This is a genomic window from Singulisphaera photorubra (genome assembly GCF_045290345.1).
In the GTDB taxonomy this organism is placed as follows: domain Bacteria; phylum Planctomycetota; class Planctomycetia; order Isosphaerales; family Isosphaeraceae; genus Singulisphaera.
In genome coordinates this window covers 8,294,307-8,311,924 of sequence record NZ_CP155447.1, presented here as the reverse complement: position 1 = coordinate 8,311,924, position 17,618 = coordinate 8,294,307, and the positions used below count along the sequence as shown (strand labels likewise).

Sequence of the window (17,618 nt, the reverse complement as noted above, 5' to 3'; positions counted from 1 at the left end):
TGAGTTCGTCAAGTTACGACAGCACGCGGCCCCGCCGCTTGTTCCGCTCAATCTTGGTCTGGCTGGCGATCGCAATCGCACGCCAGAAGCCCTTCCAGTCGTTATAAGGCGTCAGGCCCCAGGGAAGGTAGGCTCGAAGGAACCGCAACGCATCGGTGCGGGTGCGTCCCTTCACATCGGCCAAGCTCAGATATAAACGAGCAAGATTCTGGATCTGCCGGTGCTTCGGCAACGGATGGATCAGGCGCACTCCCACCAGGTCGATGACGCTCAACTCGAGCTCGGGAGCCAAGGGATCGCCCAGAATCAGGAGGTTCGACGCCTTCAGATCGCGATCGGAGAGCGACCGTTCATGCATCTTGCGGAGCAGGCTCGCCAGCGCCAGCGTCAGACGCCGGATCTGCGCCCGACGCGCGACGGGTTCGAGCGTGGGCAAGACCTTGTGAACATAGTCGCCCAGGGTGATCGACCCTTCTTCCTTGATCGTGACCAGATACGTCTCGTGCGGCAGATACCACGAGCCCGGATCGCGAAGGAAGGGCCTCAACCGCGCTATGAACGCCAGGTTGCGAGGCGTCGGAATCGCTCGGCTCGCCAGATGTTGGCCCGCTTGCCACGACTGCCAGGCACGCGACGGACGAAACCAGGTCAAATACGGATCAATCCATGACCTCTTATTGAATCGCTTATAAATCACACGAGTAGGACGCCCCTGAACCAGGAGCGTCGTTTCCGCGACGGTGGTGGTCCGCGACTGCTTGAGAATCACCGTCCCGCGATCGGAGAAGGGAGCGTCAGGATCTTCCAGCAGGGCCTTGACGATGTCCGGATCGAGATCGCGAGACGCGATCGACCAGGCATGCTGACCGCGATAGCTGGCGAAGTACTTGTTGCTCCCTTGACAGCGCTTGCCCCAACGACGCCAGAGCCGTTCGGCCCATGCGCGGGTGGCGTTCTCAATCGATCGGGCGAAGCCGCTCGGGTCAGGGGGAGTGACTTTCCGATCGCGCAGGTAGGTCTTGTAAAATCGGTAGCGGTCGGACCGTCCACAGCGCAGCCAGAAGTAATGATTCAAGAGCGCCAGGTTGACCTGGGCCTCCGGCCAGGAGAGGGGATGACAGACCCGCAAGGCATCAAGGTCGATCATCGCGAGCCGGGGTAGGTCATCATTATCCTCCATCCGGACCAGGATGTTTCCCGGATGGAAATCCTGATGAACAAAGCCGGCGTCATGGAGTCGGGCCGTAAGCGTCCCCAACGCCGCGGCGAGGTTCTGACGAATCCGCGTCTGCCGATGCGCAGGCTCTTGAGGAAGTCGGCTTTCGACGAATTCGTCGAGCGGAAGCGTTTCGGGGATCGCGTGCGTGATCAGGTAGTTTTCGAAGAGGATGAACCGCTTGCGCTGCTCTCCCAACGCGATCGGCGTGATCGTGGTGACGCCGATGGCCGCAAGATAGCGGGTGCGCCGCCCTTCGTTACGTCCCTTGCCCCGCCGGATCCACTGCCGCAGCTTCGCCCGCAGGCCGGGGACCAGAAAGTGCTTGACGTAGACGGCCCCCTCGGGCAACTCCGCACGATAAACAACGCGATGCGGCCCGGTCTTGACCACCGTGAGCTGACCGTTGCGACGCCACTCCTCGAGGCGCAAACCACGAGGGCCGATCAACGCCTGTTTCCAGTCGGCGCGGACCCACCAGCCAACGTCGTCCGCCTGCGCCCAATCCCATTCAGGCGGTTCGAACAGACGCTCCGAGGGGGGGGCCTTCGGAATTTTCCGGAACAGCCAGCTCATCCAGTCGCCCTGTTGTGGCCTATCGTTGCGTTGTAAAAGTGCATACCCTCAGCGCCCGATCGGTTCTGAATCGAAGGTTTGACGGGACGGCCCCAGCGGTTGCCGAGACTCACTCTCAGCTCGGATCCGACCGCGCCGCGAGCTTGCCGATCGTGATGAGCGGATTGAACCCGACTCGGCGATCGAATCGACGAACGTCTCGGCCCAGGCCTTGACCGAGTAGCCCGACTCGACCGACTTGCGCGCCCCCACTCCCATCCGTCTGCGGAGTCCCGGGTCGTTCGCCAACCGCTTCGCCGAGTCGACCCATTCGTCATCCGTCGCCGCGAGCAGGCCACTGACCCCTGGCACCACCATCTCGGACTGGACCCCAACCGGGTTGGCGAGGACGGGGAGGCCGGCCGCCTGGTACTGAAGTGTCTTCAGACCGCACTTGCCCCGGCTCCAGAGATCGTCGGGAATCCAGGACACGCCGACATCGCCCGCCGCCAATTCCGCGGTTTCGGTCGCCCCGTTCCAAGGGATCTCAACCACCGGAATCGACTCGAACGCTGGGAACCGGTCACAAATGACCCGGAGCCGGAGTCCGGGAACCTCGCGACCGAGCCGTTCCCAGAGCGGCCGCTGCTGCTCGAGACCTTGGAGCGTGCTCGACGAGCCGATCCAGACCAGATCGAGCCGGGATGCGCCGGCTCGCTCCTCACCGAAGGCTCGAGGCGTGTATTGATCGGTATCCACACAGGTGGGGATCACGCGAACCCGCTCGGGCCGCGCTCCCGCCCTTAATGCGCAGTCGGCCAGGAAGTCGTTCCCGGCGATGACCGTGTCGGCCAGTTGCACGATCCGAGCGAATCGACCCGCTCGCTTGCGGCAATGCGGCCCGCGCGGGTCGTAGGAGTCGCGATAGAGGACCGCGTCGTCGAAGTCGAAGATGAGATGCCGTGAACGCCTGCGCAGCTCGCGAACCTGCCAGCCGGGCAAGAGCTTCCTCTGTAAGAGGACGGTGTCGAATTCCGCGGCTTCTGCGAATTGAAACCAGCGGCGGAATGCGCCCCGGGCCAGGGAGCGGAGGGTGAGCGACCATCCCGCCTCGGCAAGCGCGGGTTCGAAGGCCCGAAGCCGATAGCGACAACAGACGTGTTCAGGGGCGTCAACCAGAGCGAGTGCCTTCATCCCCGTCCTCCCTGACGGTTGACCGGCCGTCCGCTAAGGGAGGGACGTCCTCGCCTGGAATCCTAACCCCGATTCGCGATCTTTCCTAGACGGATTCTTTGAGATGGCTGCCGAAGAGTTGAAGTCGCATTGCCAAGGCTTCCGACAGATGGTAAATGATCCCGTCGCCCAACGCCTCGGCCCGCGTCACTGCGGGTCGGGGATGGCATGGAGGCTATTGGGTAACCCCGTCTTCGGCGATTCTCGACCATGAAGAATTTTGCCCGCCTCGTGCGATTCGCCTGGCCATATCGGGTCCGGTTCGGACTGTCCCTCGCCTGCGCCGTGATGGTGGCTCTGCTGTGGAGCGCCAACATCAGTGCGGTCTATCCACTTCTGAAAATTCTCTTCTATAGTGAGAATTGCCAGAAATGGATTGCCGAGCGAATCGTCGCGCAACAAACCGAGGTGCAAGCCCTCGACGCACGTCTCGGAGTGATCAAGCTGATCCAAGGCATGGACGACCCGACCGGGCCCGCCATGAAAGATCAGTTCTTGATCGCCCACAAAGCCTTCGAGGATAAGCGGGCGAGAGTCCAGGAGTTGGAACGCGACTTCAACGACGGGATTGCGCTCAAGGGCAAGGCAGGGCCGGGGAACCGGGATAAGATCCTCCTCCAAACCCGGCAGGCGGAACAGCACGTCGCGGACGCGGCGTTGGACGAGTTCAAACGCTTCGCCGATTTGCTACCGCTGGCACCCGGTGACAATCCACTGGACTCCCGGCAAGCCTCATTGCTCCACGAGCGTTCCAATACCACCTGGTGGCTCAAATCCTATCGCTGGGCGCAGCCGAAGATCGATCGGTTCCTCCCCGCCAAAGGCTTCCAGACGTTGGTCCTGCTGATGGTCATGGTCATCACGGGGGTCGCCATCAGGGCCTCTTCCTGTTCCTTCAGGAAGTGCTCGTGGCCGACGTGATGCAGTTGACCCTCTTCGATATCCGCAACCACTTCTTCCGCCGGACCCTGGCACTCGACCTCTCGAACTTCAGCGACCAGGGCTCCTCGGAGTTGATTGCGCGGTTCACCAACGACATGGATTCGTTCGCCCAAGGGCTGAATACCTTGCTCAGCAAGGTGATCCGGGAACCGCTGCGGGCGATCAGTTGCCTGTCGATCGCGCTCTGGCTGAACTGGCGGCTCACCTGTCTGGCGCTGGTCCTCGTGCCAGTCTCGGCGATGACCGCCAACCGCGCCGGCCAGATCATGAAACGAGCCGTGCGGCGTTCCCTGGAGAGCATGTCGAATATCTACAAGATCTTGCAGGAGACGTTCCAAGGAATCGTCGTCGTCAAGGCATTCACGATGGAGCGACGCGAGCGGCGGCGCTTCTTCCTCGAGACCAAGAGTCTGTACAAGAAGAGCGTCAGGGTCGCCACCATCGACGCGCTCTCCGACCCGGTGCTCGAGATGCTCGCACTGTCGACCGTCTCGATCGCACTACTCGCCGGCTCCTATCTCGTCTTGAACGGCACGATCTTCCTCGACCTCGGTCTCTTCAAGCTTCAACTCGCCTCGCAACGGATGGCGATCGAAGACCTGCTCTATCTTTATGCCACGCTCGCGGGAATCTCGGACCCGGTTCGGAAGCTGGCGAACGTCCACTCGCGGATCCAACGTGCGGCGGCCGCGGCCGACCGGATCTGCTCCTTGATGGACCGCCAACCTCAAGTTGCCGACAAACCCAAGGCGGCTCGACTCCCCCGGCACTACAAGACCATCGAATTCGATCAGGTCGGTTTTAGCTACAACGGTCGTGATCCGATCTTGCGAGGCGTCAACCTCTCCGTGAAACACGGTGAGACGGTGGCCCTGGTCGGTCCCAACGGTTGTGGAAAGTCGACCATGATGAGCCTCCTCTCGAGGTTCTGGGACGTGGAGTCGGGCGCGATCCGGATCGACGGGCACGACCTCCGCGACGTGCAGATTCGCAGCCTCCGCAGCCAGATCGGCATGGTGATTCAGGAGACGATCCTCTTCGAGGACACCATCGCCAACAACATCGCCTATGGCAATCGCCACGCCAACCGCGATGCCATCATCACCGCGGCGAAGCGATCGTATGCCCACCAGTTCATCAGCGCAATGCCCGATGGCTATGACACGGTGATCGGCGAGCGAGGCCTCGGCCTCTCGGGCGGCCAGCGCCAGCGAATCGCGCTGGCCCGAGCGATGCTCCTCGATCCGGCCATCCTGATCCTCGACGAAGCCACCAGCGCGGTGGATATTCAGGACGAGGCGCTGATTCGCAAGGCCATCGAAGAATTCTCGCGGAACCGCACGACCTTCTTGATTACCCACAGCCTCGGTTCGCTGCAGTTCGCTGACCGAATCGTCCTCATCAATGCCGGTCGAATCGAATCGGTCGGAACCGATAGCGAACTGCGAAGGTCTTCTCCCCTCTATCGCCGACTCCACGAGATCCACTTCCAGCGAGAAAGCGCCTGAGCCGGCGTCAACCGACGAAGGCGACAGTCCTTTTTTTTCTGTGATCAGCAAGGGGTTAGGGAGACGTCGGGCCTTGTGTGCGAGGCGCCCCTGAGTCTGGCAGGGCAGGCCAAAGCCTGCCCTGCGAGACGGAAGCGCACAGAGCCTCGGTCAGGCGAGCGGACCGCACGCACGCCGACGTCCCGAGGCCCCTGGCGCCCCCCTCTGAGCCCCCTATTTCCGCACCCATCCTCCCCCTCCGACAGTAGTTCCAACAATTTACCACAAGGTGTGTCACACCTCGGACCCAGCGCCGTAGAACCTTTGCATCGAGCTATGCTCGCGTCGATGGATGCAGTCGCCTATGTGGTCAATCACACAGAAAATCATTGACTGAATGAAGAATGCCTTTGACCGGTTGAGTTTCCTTGGCGTAACCTTGAGTTTGAGACACGTCACGATCCGATGCGCCAGGGGCGGATTCCGAGACCCCGTACCTTGTCTTCTTCAGGAGTGGGCCGATGAGCGTGGGTCCAGTCTGGAACTCGTCCAGCCGACGCGTGGTCTTCCTGTCCGTCCTCGCGGGCCTGGCCTGGTCGGGGCCATTGGCGAGGTCTGACGAGAAACGCCCCGCCGACGAGGCCGCGGACACGAAGTTCATCGCGACGAAGGTGGGCGCGGCCAAGCCAGCCTACCTCGACAGGATGATCCGCGAGGCCTGGGACGCGGCTTCGATCAAGCCTTCGCGAGATTGCACCGACGAAGAATACCTCCGCCGCGCCTACCTGGACGTTCTCGGCCGGATTCCTAACGTGGAAGAGGCGACGTCCTTTCTCCGTTCCAAGGAGAAGGGGAAACGGGCGAAGCTGGTCGAATATCTGCTCAAGCACGAAGACTTCGCCAAGGACTTCGCCAACCAGTGGACCGTGATCTTGACCGGCCGACGGCGGCAGGAGCGGATGGTCCTCCGGGGCGAGTTGAACTCGTGGCTCCGCCGCCAGATCAACGCCGATCGGCCCTGGAACGAGATCGCCTTCGACCTGATCACGGCCAAAGGGTCCAACAAAGAGAACGGCGCGGTGAACTTCCCGATCTCCCACCTGGAGATGGAAGCGGTCCCCCTGACCTCAGTGACGACCCGCGTCTTTCTGGGGCAGCAGATTCAATGCACCCAGTGCCATGACCATCCCTCGAACGACTGGAAACAGGCCGATTTCTGGGGAATCAACGCGTTCTTCAAGGGCCTGAAATCCCGAGAGGTCCGCAAGGCCGACGCCAGTGGCGCGGAGGTCATCGACCACATCGAACTCACGGATGAACCAACCGACGCGTTTGCCAGTTTCGATAAGCGAAACGGGCTGATGGGTGTGGCCTTTCCCCGGTTCCTTGATGGCCGCAAGATCAGCCAGGCGACGGACGTCGATCGCCGCGTGGAGTTAGGTAAGTTCGTTACCGACCCCAAGAGCGAAAAGTTCGCTCAGGCATTCGTGAACCGGATGTGGGGCCATTTTCTCGGGCGCGGGTTCGTCAATCCGGTCGATGACTTCGGTGACCACAACCCCGCAAGTCATCCCGAGCTGCTAGAAGCCCTGGGTCACGACTTCGCCGCCAGTGATTATGACATCAAGACGTTGGTACGTTGGATCATGAACAGTCAGGCCTACAACCTGTCGAGCATGATGACCAAGGGGAATGAGAAAGACGAGACGCTCTTCAGCCACATGACGCTGAAGCCGATGGTTCCCGAACAGCTCTTCGACTCCTTGCTCACGGCCACCGCCGCCCACAAGACCGAAGGCGCGGCCAACCTGGACCGCCAGCGTGACCAGTGGCTCGAGCAGTTCGTCTTTGCGTTCGGTAACGATGAGGGTGACGAAGGGACGTCCTTCAATGGGACGATCCCCCAAGCCCTGATGATGATGAACGGCAACCTGATGGCGCGAGCCGTCGGTGGGAAGCCGGGCAGCTTTCTCGACGACCTGAAAATCCGAGCGGTCAATCAGCAAAAGCAGTCACCGCCGATTTTCATGGTCAATCACCTCTTCCTCGCAGCCCTGAGCCGATACCCCACCCGGGGTGAAATGACGGCGGCAAGCGGTGTTCTGACCTCCAACCCGGACACGGTCTACGTTCTTGAAGACCTGTTCTGGGCCTTGCTCAACTCCAACGAATTCATCCTGAACCATTGAAGCCGGTCCTCCAATCAAAATGGGTGACGACGGCCGTCCGCCCCGTCATTCCGAGTTCGCCTCGATTGAGGCTCAAGGGGGTTTTCGAGCGATGGCAGACCACCTGTTTGTTCCCAGCGGGATGTCCCGCCGCCATTTCATGGGGCATCTGGCAACCAGCGCCATGGCCGTCCCGGCGGCCCATCTGATTGGTGCGCTGGAAGCGAATGCCGCCTCACCGACGCGTTCGAAGCCCAAAAGCTGCATCCTGCTGTGGATGGCCGGTGGCCCGAGCCATATGGACACCTGGAACCTGAAGCCCGACAGCGAGAAGAACGGCGGCCCGTTCAAGCCCATTGCCACCTCGGCCAACGGGATCTCGATCTGCGAGCACCTGCCCAACGTCGCCAAGCAGATGAAGCATCTCAGCGTGATCCGGTCGCTCAACTCGAAGGAAGGCAACCACGACCGCGGCACCTACATGATGCACACCGGGTATACCCCCAACCCGACCGTCGTGCACCCCAGCTTCGGTACGTCGTTCGCCTTCGAGCTCGGCAGCAAGCATGAAGGGCTCGCCCTTCCCCACGCAATCTCGATCAACGGGCCAGGGGTGGGCGCGGGCTTCCTCGGCATGGCCTATTCCCCGTTCGTCGTCCAGAACCCGAATGGCAAGGTGGCCAACCTCGAGCCCCCGGCCGGTGTCGACGACTCGCGGATGGTCCGACGGCTCAGCATGCTCAACCTGGTCGAACGGAACTTCATCTCTCAGCGCCGCGGCCAGGGGAGCACCGATCACCGCGCCGTATACGACAAGACGGTCCGGATGATGAACGACCGCAAGACCAAGGCCTCGCTCAGCCTCGATAGCGAATCCAAAGAGGTCCGCGATCAGTATGGCCGTGGTTCGTTCGGCTCCGGTTGCTTGATGGCTCGGAAGCTCGTCGAGATGGGTGTGACGTTCGTCGAAGTGAGCCTCGGTGGCTGGGATACTCACGCAAACGCCTTCGACACCCTTTCGACCCGTCTCTTGCCCGAGCTGGATAAGGGCATGAGCGCACTGGTCGCCGATCTCGACCAGCGCGGCCTGCTCGACAGCACGGTCATCGCCTGGATGGGTGACTTCGGTCGGACCCCGCGGATCAACCAGGATGCGGGCCGCGACCACTGGCCACGAAGCTGGTCGATGGTCCTCGGCGGTGGCGGCATCCGCGGCGGACAAGCCATCGGCGACACCGACAAGGACGGCATCGATATCATCGACAAGCCGGTCGCGCCCATGGATGTGATCGCCACCATGACCCAGGCAATGGGACTCGACCTGGGCACCCAGTGGACCACCCCTCGCGGACGCCCGATCAAACTCGTGGATGCCGGAACCCCGATCAAAGAACTGATCTGATCCCGGATTCCTCCGATCTCTCCACATCTCGACTCAACGCCAAAGCCCCTCCCCGTCGTCACCGTCGGGCGAGGGGCTCTTTTTGTCCGCCCCTGTTATCCCCCCCTTACTTCAACGCAATCGACCATGGTGTCATCGTTGTTCCCACGGTTCTCGTAAAGCGGCCACAGCCCACTACCATAAGTTCAACACTGGCAAAGAGATACAGATTCCAGGTCATACCCTCATCACGAAAAAAATCCGCTCCTGACTACGGATCACACGGTTTTCGTTCATGACGTTAGACCGGGTCAGGCGAGGCTTTTCCGAAAACACGCCAAAATAATTTACGCATTTTCACGCTTGCAATAATTCAACGCAATCGTTCACGGTCCGATGGTAGCAACAGTATATCGAGATCGAAGCCAGAGCCGCGTCTCGCATCTGCAGGGGAATAGCCCACCTGGTAAGCGAATCCACCCAGCTTTGCAATGACGAAGCTGCTCGGGAAGAACCCGCAAGCATCGCGGCGCCACAAGTGTCGGCGAATGCCTCGGTCGATCAGAACGAAGCGTGCAAGTCGACCTGCTCAAATGGTCGGTCAGGACCGATAACGGTTAGCCCTCCGACGGCTCTTCCCGATCCGGTCACCGACCAAGCCGGCATGAAGCAGTGGTGGAAACTCAGGTGACTCCGCGGCGGCGCAGCCACGTCTCGAACCCTAGCTTGCGGTCGTGCACTCCCTCACCACGCAGGAAGGCGATGCGAAGGCTACACATGATGTTTGGTACAAATGCGAGTAGTCGGGATCGACCGGGTGCGCTCGAGCGATCGTCATCGCCGGCAATCTAACAACACAATGCCAGCGCAAACGCATTAGCATTTCATGCTTCAACGGAGAGTTGACAAGACTGCTTGGTAGGTCTTTTTGGATCATCTTTCCCGCGTTGGCCAAGCTGCCCGGCGTCATTGGTGACGGCTGAGCCATCGAATTCAATTCGGTAACATCGGCAGGTCAAAATTGGTGTTATGCTCTACCTGCTTAGGCTTAAAAACCTCTGTCCCCCCCGTTCTTTTGCGATCATTCTTGTGGGAAGGTTGGCCGATGACGAACCGACAGAAGGGTCTCAGCTGCCTAAGTCCGCAGGTCGAGTCTCTGGAGTGCCGCAAACTATTGAGCACGATCCATTCCACCATGGACGCATCGGCTCCGGCTGGCAAACGTCGCGTCGCTGCCGAGGTTGGCGCCCTTCCAACACCGCATCAGTCAGTCCTTGCAAACCTTCCGGTCACGGCGGCCGTCGACGGCCCATCTACAGCGTCATTCATCGACCCTACCGCCGCCATCCGCAATGTCCGGGCGATCACCATTGGAGCCAAAGTTTACGTCGGTCCGTTCGCGAACGTGAGCGCCCGGCGCGGCAACGATCTCGATCGGCAATTCGAGCAATGTGCAGGACAGCGTCGCGATCCGGGCCGTCGGCCGTGATGGAGGGGTGGTGATCGGCGACCATGCGATCCTGGCTCATAACGCGAGCGTCATCGGCCCCGCAACGATCGGGGCGCCGGGGGGCGCTGCAGCGTTCGTCGGGTTCAATGCCGTCATCGATGGCGCGACCGTCCAGCCCGGGGCGATGGTGAGTAGTCTCGCCAAGGTCTCGCCGGGGATCGTGATACCGACCGGGATGAAAGTCAAGCCGGGCATGCACATCAAGACTCAGGCCGAGGCGGAACAAGAGAGCCTGGGCAAGGTCGAACCGGTTACGCGCGGTGACATTCAATTCATGAACGACGTGATTCACGTCAACGAGACTCTTGCCGCGGGTTACTCGGCGCAGGCGATCGAATCACCCAGTTCGGTGCGAGGCATCGGTCCCAATCCGCCCGCCCCAACGTTCAACCCAATTTCGCATACGCCAACCCTTGCTGGCACGCCGACCGTGGCGCCGAGGTTCCGCAACCGGATCATCGGCGACGTACAGATGACCAATCTCCCCCGGCAACTTCACCGAGTCATGGGCCACGGCAACTCGATCCGCGCCGACGAGGCCAGTCCGTTCCTTGTCGGATCGATTGCCCGGATGACCAATCGGGTTACCGTTCATGGCCTTGAACATAGTGATTTGATTTTAGGAGACCGCAACGCCTTCGGTTTCCATAGTGTGATCCACGGCGGTTCGGACTCGGGTCAGAACCCCAAAGAAACGACCGTCGTCGGCGACCGCGTCCGAGTTGGAGCCTGGGCCGTCGTCTTCAGGTCAACGATCGGCGACCGAGTCAGGATCGGCCGCTACGCCTACGTCGACGGCTCCACGCTCGCACCGGGCACCTTCGTTCCACGGGGCGCGATCATCGTCAACAATCAATTTCTGGGCAGGGTCCAGTGGGTTTGACAGGCCACTGCGTCGGCCTAGGCCGAACCTCGACTGACGAGCCTCCGCCTCAGGCCGACGAGTCTTTCCGTTTATCGAACGATCGATTATTGGCCCAGCCGGGCTGACTTTGGTGGGCATCCGCCCGGCGTCAGGCCAGGTTCGGCGGGTCCGTGCTCATGCGAACGGCGTGGTTGGGAGGGTTTATCTGCCGCCCGCCCGGTCACTGAACGTCCCCGTCGCGTAGGACGCCTCGTCGGACAGCAGCCAGAGGATCGGGCCGCGACTTCTTCCGGCTGACCGCCCCGCTTCATGGGCACGAACGCCTTCACTCGATCCACGCGGTCCGATTCCCCGCCACTGGCGTGGATGTCCGTGTAGATGAACCCTGGCCGTACCGCGTTCACCCGGATACCTTCCTCGCAACATCCTTCGACAACCCAAGAGTCAGGGCGTCCACAGCCCCCTTGGCCGCCGCGTAATCGACGTATTCGCCGGGCGAGCCGACCCTCGCCGCCACGGACGATAAGTTCACGATGGCCCCGCCACCGCCGCCGTGCCGGGAAGCCATCAGTGGCCATGCACTTCAATTGGGAGTTCTGGGATATTCAGCAAAACTGCAAACCTATCCGCGAATCTTAGCTGCTTACTCGGGCCTCCTGGTTTACCCCATGTAGGTGCATGGCCCCCGCACACCCCATTTTCAATTTGCGGACTTTTTTAGACTTTGATGCAGTTCGTTCCATGCTAATACCCCGCGATTTGTAAACAGATCGAATCAGGTCGAGGTCGGGCATACAAGAGTTGGGAGTCACGTCACTTCGTTTGGAGTAGATCATGAATCACGTGAAGAACTTTCATCAAAGAGTTTCCCCTCTCTCTCGAATCAGTTTTGCGATGGGGGTGGTGCTCCTCGTTCCCGGGATCGGGCTGACCCTCCGTGCCGCCCCCCCCGCAACGGAGAAACCCGGAGTGGCGGGTGCAGGCCAGGGCACGGAGGACAGTCCTGGTGGGGCAAAGAGCCAAACTCCGGCGAAGGAAGCTGAGACGAAACCCCAGGGATTGTTCAAGACCGTCCGGTCGGATTTAGAGTTAGAACGCCTCGGCTGGTACGTAAGTACTAGAATTCTCACCAATCCCTACATAGAGGCTGTCGTGAGAGGATTGAGGCCCACCCAGGATCAGATTGACCAGATCAGAAAACTCGAGGCACAGCGGGAAGAGCGGCTGAAACAAGGGCGGCAGGGCAACCTGAATCTGAAGTTATCCGGTCCCCAAGAGACCTTCGATGCGCAAATCGTTGAGTTCGTGAACCGAGAGGCTGGGGTGGCCCTAGTCGAAACCCTCTCACCCTTCCAGTGTAAATTGCTTGAGCACGACCTTTTGACCAGAGAAGGCGTAGGAGCATTCGTCTGGCCCGATGTTAAGGAGAAACTTCGCCTGAGCCGCGAGCAACACAAGCAAATCGTCACAATCATCGCAGAGCTCTATGATCAGGTTCGAAGGTTGCATAAGGAGTTTGGTCCCCCTCCGGAGGACGCCGAGAGTGACACGGCCCTGAAGAAGAAAATTGATCCATTTTATGAGAGGGCCCTTGAGCGAGTGCTTGCGCTCCTCACCCGAGACCAGTCCGACCAATGGAAAGCGATGACCCGCGAACCTTCTCGGGACGATGAGGCGGAGTCCAGGCCGACCCCGAAGGATCGTTGATAGGGAAGCCATTAGTGGCCATGCACTTCAATCAGGAGATCTGGGAATTTCAGCAAAACTGCAAACCTGTCCGCGAGTCTTGGCGGTCCACTCAAGCCTCCTGGCTCACCCATTGTAGTTGCATGACCACCCGCACACCCTCTTTGTTTGGAGGTTGACATGAATCACGTGAAGATTATTCATCAAAGAGTTTCCCCCCTCTCTCGATTCTGTTCTGGGATGGGATGTTACTTCTCATTCTCGGTGTCGGTCTAACCCTCCGTGCCACCCCCCCCCGCAACGGAGAAACCCGAAATTGCGAGTGAAGGCCAGGACACGGAGGACAGCGCAGGTAAGGCAAAGAGCCAACCTCCTGCGAAGGAAGCTGAGACGAAACCCCAGGGATTGCTCAAGACCGTCCAGTCGGATTCAGGGCTAGAACACCTTGGTATATACGTAGGAACGAAACTTCTCACCTCGCCTAATATCGAGAGGTACTTGAAAGGAGTTAGCCTCACCGAGGATCAGACTGCCCAGATCACAAAACTCGAAGCACAGCGGGAAGAGCGGCTGAAACAAGGGCGGCAGGGCAACCTGAATCTGAAGTTATCCGGTCCCCAAGAGACCTTCGATGCGCAAATTGTTAAGTTCGTGAACCAGGAGACTGGGATGACCCTGGTCGAAATCCTGTCACCCATCCAGCGAAAATGGTTAGAGCATCACCTTCTGATTGCTAATGGCGTGGAAGCATTCATCTGGCCTGATGTTATGAAGGAACTTCGACTGAGCACCGAGCAACGAAAGCAAATCCAAACAATCATCGAAAAGCACCGGGATCAACTTCGAACAGTGATAAAAGAGTTCGGTGTCGCTCCGAAGGATTTCGAGAGTTCCGTAGCCCTCGTGAAAAAAGTGGAATCCCTGAAGAAGGGGGACCTTGAGCAAGTGCTCGCGATCCTCACCCGAGAACAGCTCAACCAATGGAAAACGATAATCCGCAAACCTTCTCGGGACGATGAGGTGGAGTCCAGCCCGAACCCGAAGGATCGTTGATTGGATCAACCACATCCCTTGATGATACCGCCTTGGCGATGAGCCCTTTCGAGGGGATTTGTTAGAGGTACCTGCTGAGGGAAGCCATCAGTGGCCATGCACTTCAATGGGGAGATCTGGGAATTTTAGCAAAACTGCAAACCTGTCCGCGAGTCTTAGTTGCTTACCCAAGCCTCCTGGCTTACCCATTACAGGCACATGACCACCTGCACACCTCAGGTACATGGCCGCCCGCACACCTGGCCTTAACTCTGCGGCCTCCACCAAATAATCCTGACTGACCAAGGACGCCGATTCTGCGGACTCCAGGGCCTGGCCCAAGAGAATGCATGCACGCTATTGACGCAAACCCTTTCTGAAATGCGGAAATACGCGATCGACTTTCCGCATGTCGGAAACTCAGATTAGGACGTCAAGCAACCGTCCCCGTGCGAAGGCCCCCAACGATGGCCAACGAAAAGAAGCCCACTCGAAACCACCTGATCTCCCGAAAGAAGGTGTTCGAGTTCGTCGCCAACCACCCGGGCGCCGAGCGTGATCTCGAAGCATTGCTGGCCTGGTGCAAGGTCGTCGAGAATGACGACTGGCGGAACTTCGCGGATGTCCGCGCGGTGTTCCCCTACGCCGACTTGATCGGCGACCTGGTGTGCTTCAACGTCGGCGGCAACAAATACCGCATCCTGGTCGGCATCGACTTCCGGGCCGATGTCGACCAGCCGGCTTGGGTCTACGTCGAGATGGTCCTGACCCACAAGGAATACGACAAACTGAATCTCGGGTAGGGCAATACCCGGCCACCCCAAGACGGGGTGGTATGCCGCCGAGGATCGATCTAAGCTTCACCGAACCAATGCAGAACCCAACGAAGGGACCACTCGCATGGCTGCCACCGTCACCGCCCCCAACGACAGTTACCTCGCCCTGATCCGGGAGTTCCCACTCCGGCCGCTCCGGAGCGAAGATGACCTCGACGCGGCCATCGCGATGATCGACCGTATCCGCGCCCGCAAGGACCGTGGCGAGCAGGAGAACGATTATCTCGAGGTCCTGGCAGGACTGGTTGAAACCTATGAGGCGGAGGCTTACCCGATCCCCGACCTGGATCCGGTCGCGATGCTCCGCTTCTTGATCGAGCAGCACGCCGTCACCCAGTCCCAACTCTCCGAGCAGACCGGGTTGGCAATGGCGACCATCAGCGAGATCCTCAACGGCAAGCGAGGTATCAGCGAGAAGGCTCGCAAGACGCTGGCCAAGCGGTTCAATGTCGCCCCGTCGCTATTCACCTGACCCGACGTCATCGCATACGGTGTCGGAAGGAAGCCATCAGTGGCCATGCACTTCAATCGGGAGATCTGGGAAATTCAACAAAACTGTCCGCGAGTCTTGGCAATTCACTCAAGCCTCCTGGTTTGCCCTATGTAGGCGCATGGCCACCTACTGCTGGTCAAGAGTTGAATGCTATATCACTTCGTTTGGAAACGATATCATGAATAACGCGAACATTATTCATCAAAGAGTTTCTCCTCTCTCTCGAATCAGTTTTGCGATGGGAGTGGTACTCCTCGTTCCCGGGATAGGGCCGACCTTCCGTGCCGCCCCCCCCGCAACGGAGAAACCCGGAGTGGCGGGTGCAGGCCAGGGCACGGATGACAGTGCTGGTGAGGCAAAGAGCCAAACTCCGGCGAAGGAAGCTGAGACGAAACCCCAGGGATTGCTCAAGACTGTCCGGGCGGATTTAGAGTTAGAACGCCTCGGCGCGTATGTAGGCTCGAAAAATCTCACCTTGCCCAACATAGAGAGGGTCTTGAGAGGAGTGAGGCTCACCGAGGATCAGATTGCCCAGATCACAAAACTCGAAACACAGCGGGAAGAGCGGCTGAAACAAGGGCGGCAGGGCACCCTGAATCTGAAGTTATCCGGTCCCCAAGAGACCTTCGATGCGCAAATCGTTGAGTTCGTGAACCGAGAAACTGGGGTGACCTTGATCGAAATCCTGTCACCCATCCAGTGTAAATGGTTAGAGCACTACATTTTGACCGGTCAAGGCGTGGGAGCATTCATCTGGCCTGATGTTCAGAAGAAACTTCGCCTGAGCACCGAGCAACAGAATCAAATCCACACAATCATCGAAGAGGCCTTTGATCGGCTTCGAACGTTGGAAAAGGAGTTGGGTGGCCCTCCGAAGGACTTCGAGAGTTCCATAGCCCTCATGAAGAAAGTGGATCCATTGTTCAAGGGGGCCCTTGAGCAAGTGCTCGCGCTCCTCACCCGAGAACAGTCCGACCAATGGAAAGCGATGACCCGCGAACCTTCTCGGGACGATGAGGCGGAGTCCAGGCCGACCCCGAAGGATCGTTGATAGGATCAACCACCTCCCTTGATGATACCGCCTTGGCGATGAGCCCACTCGAGGGAACTTGTCAGAAGCGCTTGCTCAGGGACAGGATTGGCTCGGCGATGTTGTTGTAACATGAGAGCTGGATTGGGTTTTCCGCATCCGGCTCTTCACGTCATGCATACGCTGCGTGATGCTGAATCGCTTTGCTCACTCGCACCGCCGGGAGCAGGCGTGGGCCAACACCTGGTGTGTCCGTTCGTGTCCGGTCCGCTATGCGAATCTTTCATCTCACGACCTGACTCGTCAAGCTTGGGTCATCGCAAGATTCAGGGGGCACGATGGCCAATAATCAGAGAGATCCGGAGAAGGAAGCGTCCTGGAGGGATCCGATCCGGCGGCATCAGCCGGATGTCAAAGATGGTGCCGACGAGCCGAGATGTGTGGAGCGAGGAAGGCGGCCAACGCATTGGTTGGATCCATCGTAGGCTGGCCCTACCCCTCGGCCTGGGACTCATCCGTTCGACGAATTTTGAGAGGCGGGAACTTGATTCGGCGATTACCGAACACGCCTCCCACCGAAATATGACACAGATTCCGAATCTTGGCACAATACCTCTCAGAGTCTGTCTCGTAAGTTCAGGGAAACCGAAAATTGAAGGCCGTTTGGGTGCCACGGGTTCCGTACTCGGAACCCGTGCGCGCCAGGCCAAGGCATTCCCGCATGGGTTCCGAGTACGGAACCGCATGGCACCCAGCAGATCATTCAAAAGCTCCCGTGGGATTCACCTTCTGGGACAGACTCTCAGACGTACATTCTAAACAGACATATCGCATCCAAAGTGAGAGGAGAACACTTGTGGCAACTGTCGCCAACATCGAAACATAAACACATACAATTTCAATCTACACAGCTATCCCGCACGGTGCGGCAGCTCGTCGACAGTTTCCACGCCGCTCCTGGCCGGCTCCGCGAGCAGCACGTCGGTGATTACTTCCTCCACATCGAGAACGATCGCAAGTTCGCCACAACCATCGCCGGCAACCCGACCGATTCATCGGGGCGTCGGCCATCGCGTTTCGCGTTTCAGTCCGACACATCGATGCGCTTCCATCGCTGCATCTGGCCCTATGAAGGCCAAATCGACTCTGATGCTACCGCATCCTGTTCGCACCGGTGAGCCGGA

Annotated in this window: 13 protein-coding genes and 1 pseudogene; 11 read left to right on the top strand and 3 right to left on the bottom strand. The window is 59.5% G+C overall.

Annotated elements, in window-relative coordinates; translation table 11 throughout:
- Nucleotides 1-13 precede the first annotated feature (13 nt).
- Both V5E97_RS31260 and V5E97_RS31255 read right to left on the bottom strand, forming a co-directional pair.
- Complete coding sequence (locus tag V5E97_RS31260; protein WP_406695470.1) at nucleotides 14-1,792, bottom strand: lipopolysaccharide kinase InaA family protein; 1,779 nt, start codon at nucleotides 1,790-1,792, stop codon at nucleotides 14-16.
- 48 nt (nucleotides 1,793-1,840) lie between these two features.
- A complete protein-coding gene (locus V5E97_RS31255; RefSeq protein ID WP_406695469.1) occupies nucleotides 1,841-2,965 on the bottom strand; it encodes a glycosyltransferase family 4 protein in 1,125 nt (374 codons plus the stop codon).
- 249 nt (nucleotides 2,966-3,214) lie between these two features.
- On the opposite strand from V5E97_RS31255, the gene V5E97_RS31250 reads away from it, so the two are divergent.
- The 5 genes from V5E97_RS31250 to V5E97_RS31230 all read left to right on the top strand — a co-directional run bounded on the left by V5E97_RS31250 (nucleotide 3,215) and on the right by V5E97_RS31230 (nucleotide 11,375).
- Nucleotides 3,215-3,925, top strand: coding sequence for a hypothetical protein (locus V5E97_RS31250; protein ID WP_406695468.1), 711 nt, complete (start codon nucleotides 3,215-3,217; stop codon nucleotides 3,923-3,925).
- Nucleotides 3,913-5,454: an ABC transporter ATP-binding protein gene (locus V5E97_RS31245; RefSeq protein ID WP_406695467.1), complete on the top strand. Its 1,542-nt coding sequence runs from the start codon at nucleotides 3,913-3,915 to the stop codon at nucleotides 5,452-5,454. Before V5E97_RS31250 ends, V5E97_RS31245 begins: the two co-directional genes overlap by 13 nt.
- Before the next feature lie 500 nt (nucleotides 5,455-5,954).
- Complete coding sequence (locus V5E97_RS31240) at nucleotides 5,955-7,622, top strand: DUF1549 domain-containing protein (protein ID WP_406695466.1); 1,668 nt, start codon at nucleotides 5,955-5,957, stop codon at nucleotides 7,620-7,622.
- Nucleotides 7,623-7,713: 91 nt separating this feature from the next.
- Complete coding sequence (locus V5E97_RS31235) at nucleotides 7,714-9,003, top strand: DUF1501 domain-containing protein (RefSeq protein WP_406695465.1); 1,290 nt, start codon at nucleotides 7,714-7,716, stop codon at nucleotides 9,001-9,003.
- Between the two features lie 1,430 nt (nucleotides 9,004-10,433).
- Complete coding sequence (locus V5E97_RS31230) at nucleotides 10,434-11,375, top strand: LbetaH domain-containing protein (protein ID WP_406695464.1); 942 nt, start codon at nucleotides 10,434-10,436, stop codon at nucleotides 11,373-11,375.
- Nucleotides 11,376-11,558: 183 nt separating this feature from the next.
- On the opposite strand, the pseudogene V5E97_RS31225 reads toward V5E97_RS31230, so the two are convergent.
- A pseudogene (locus tag V5E97_RS31225) lies at nucleotides 11,559-11,925 on the bottom strand (SDR family oxidoreductase); the annotation flags it as partial.
- A 266-nt stretch (nucleotides 11,926-12,191) separates the two neighbouring features.
- Here V5E97_RS31225 and V5E97_RS31220 point away from each other — a divergent pair.
- The 6 genes from V5E97_RS31220 (at nucleotide 12,192) to V5E97_RS31195 (ending at nucleotide 17,612) form a co-directional block, all read left to right on the top strand.
- Nucleotides 12,192-13,064 carry a hypothetical protein gene (locus tag V5E97_RS31220; protein ID WP_406695463.1) on the top strand — a complete coding sequence of 291 codons (873 nt, stop codon included), beginning with the start codon at nucleotides 12,192-12,194 and terminating at the stop codon, nucleotides 13,062-13,064.
- Nucleotides 13,065-13,541: 477 nt separating this feature from the next.
- Nucleotides 13,542-14,096 carry a hypothetical protein gene (locus tag V5E97_RS31215; protein ID WP_406695462.1) on the top strand — a complete coding sequence of 185 codons (555 nt, stop codon included), beginning with the start codon at nucleotides 13,542-13,544 and terminating at the stop codon, nucleotides 14,094-14,096.
- A 446-nt stretch (nucleotides 14,097-14,542) separates the two neighbouring features.
- Nucleotides 14,543-14,878: a type II toxin-antitoxin system HigB family toxin gene (locus V5E97_RS31210; RefSeq protein ID WP_406695461.1), complete on the top strand. Its 336-nt coding sequence runs from the start codon at nucleotides 14,543-14,545 to the stop codon at nucleotides 14,876-14,878.
- 97 nt (nucleotides 14,879-14,975) lie between these two features.
- Nucleotides 14,976-15,383, top strand: a complete 408-nt coding sequence (locus V5E97_RS31205) for a helix-turn-helix domain-containing protein (RefSeq protein ID WP_406695460.1) — start codon at nucleotides 14,976-14,978, stop codon at nucleotides 15,381-15,383.
- 199 nt (nucleotides 15,384-15,582) lie between these two features.
- A complete protein-coding gene (locus V5E97_RS31200) occupies nucleotides 15,583-16,455 on the top strand; it encodes a hypothetical protein (protein WP_406695459.1) in 873 nt (290 codons plus the stop codon).
- An 833-nt stretch (nucleotides 16,456-17,288) separates the two neighbouring features.
- Nucleotides 17,289-17,612, top strand: coding sequence for a hypothetical protein (locus tag V5E97_RS31195; RefSeq protein WP_406695458.1), 324 nt, complete (start codon nucleotides 17,289-17,291; stop codon nucleotides 17,610-17,612).
- Nucleotides 17,613-17,618 lie beyond the last annotated feature (6 nt).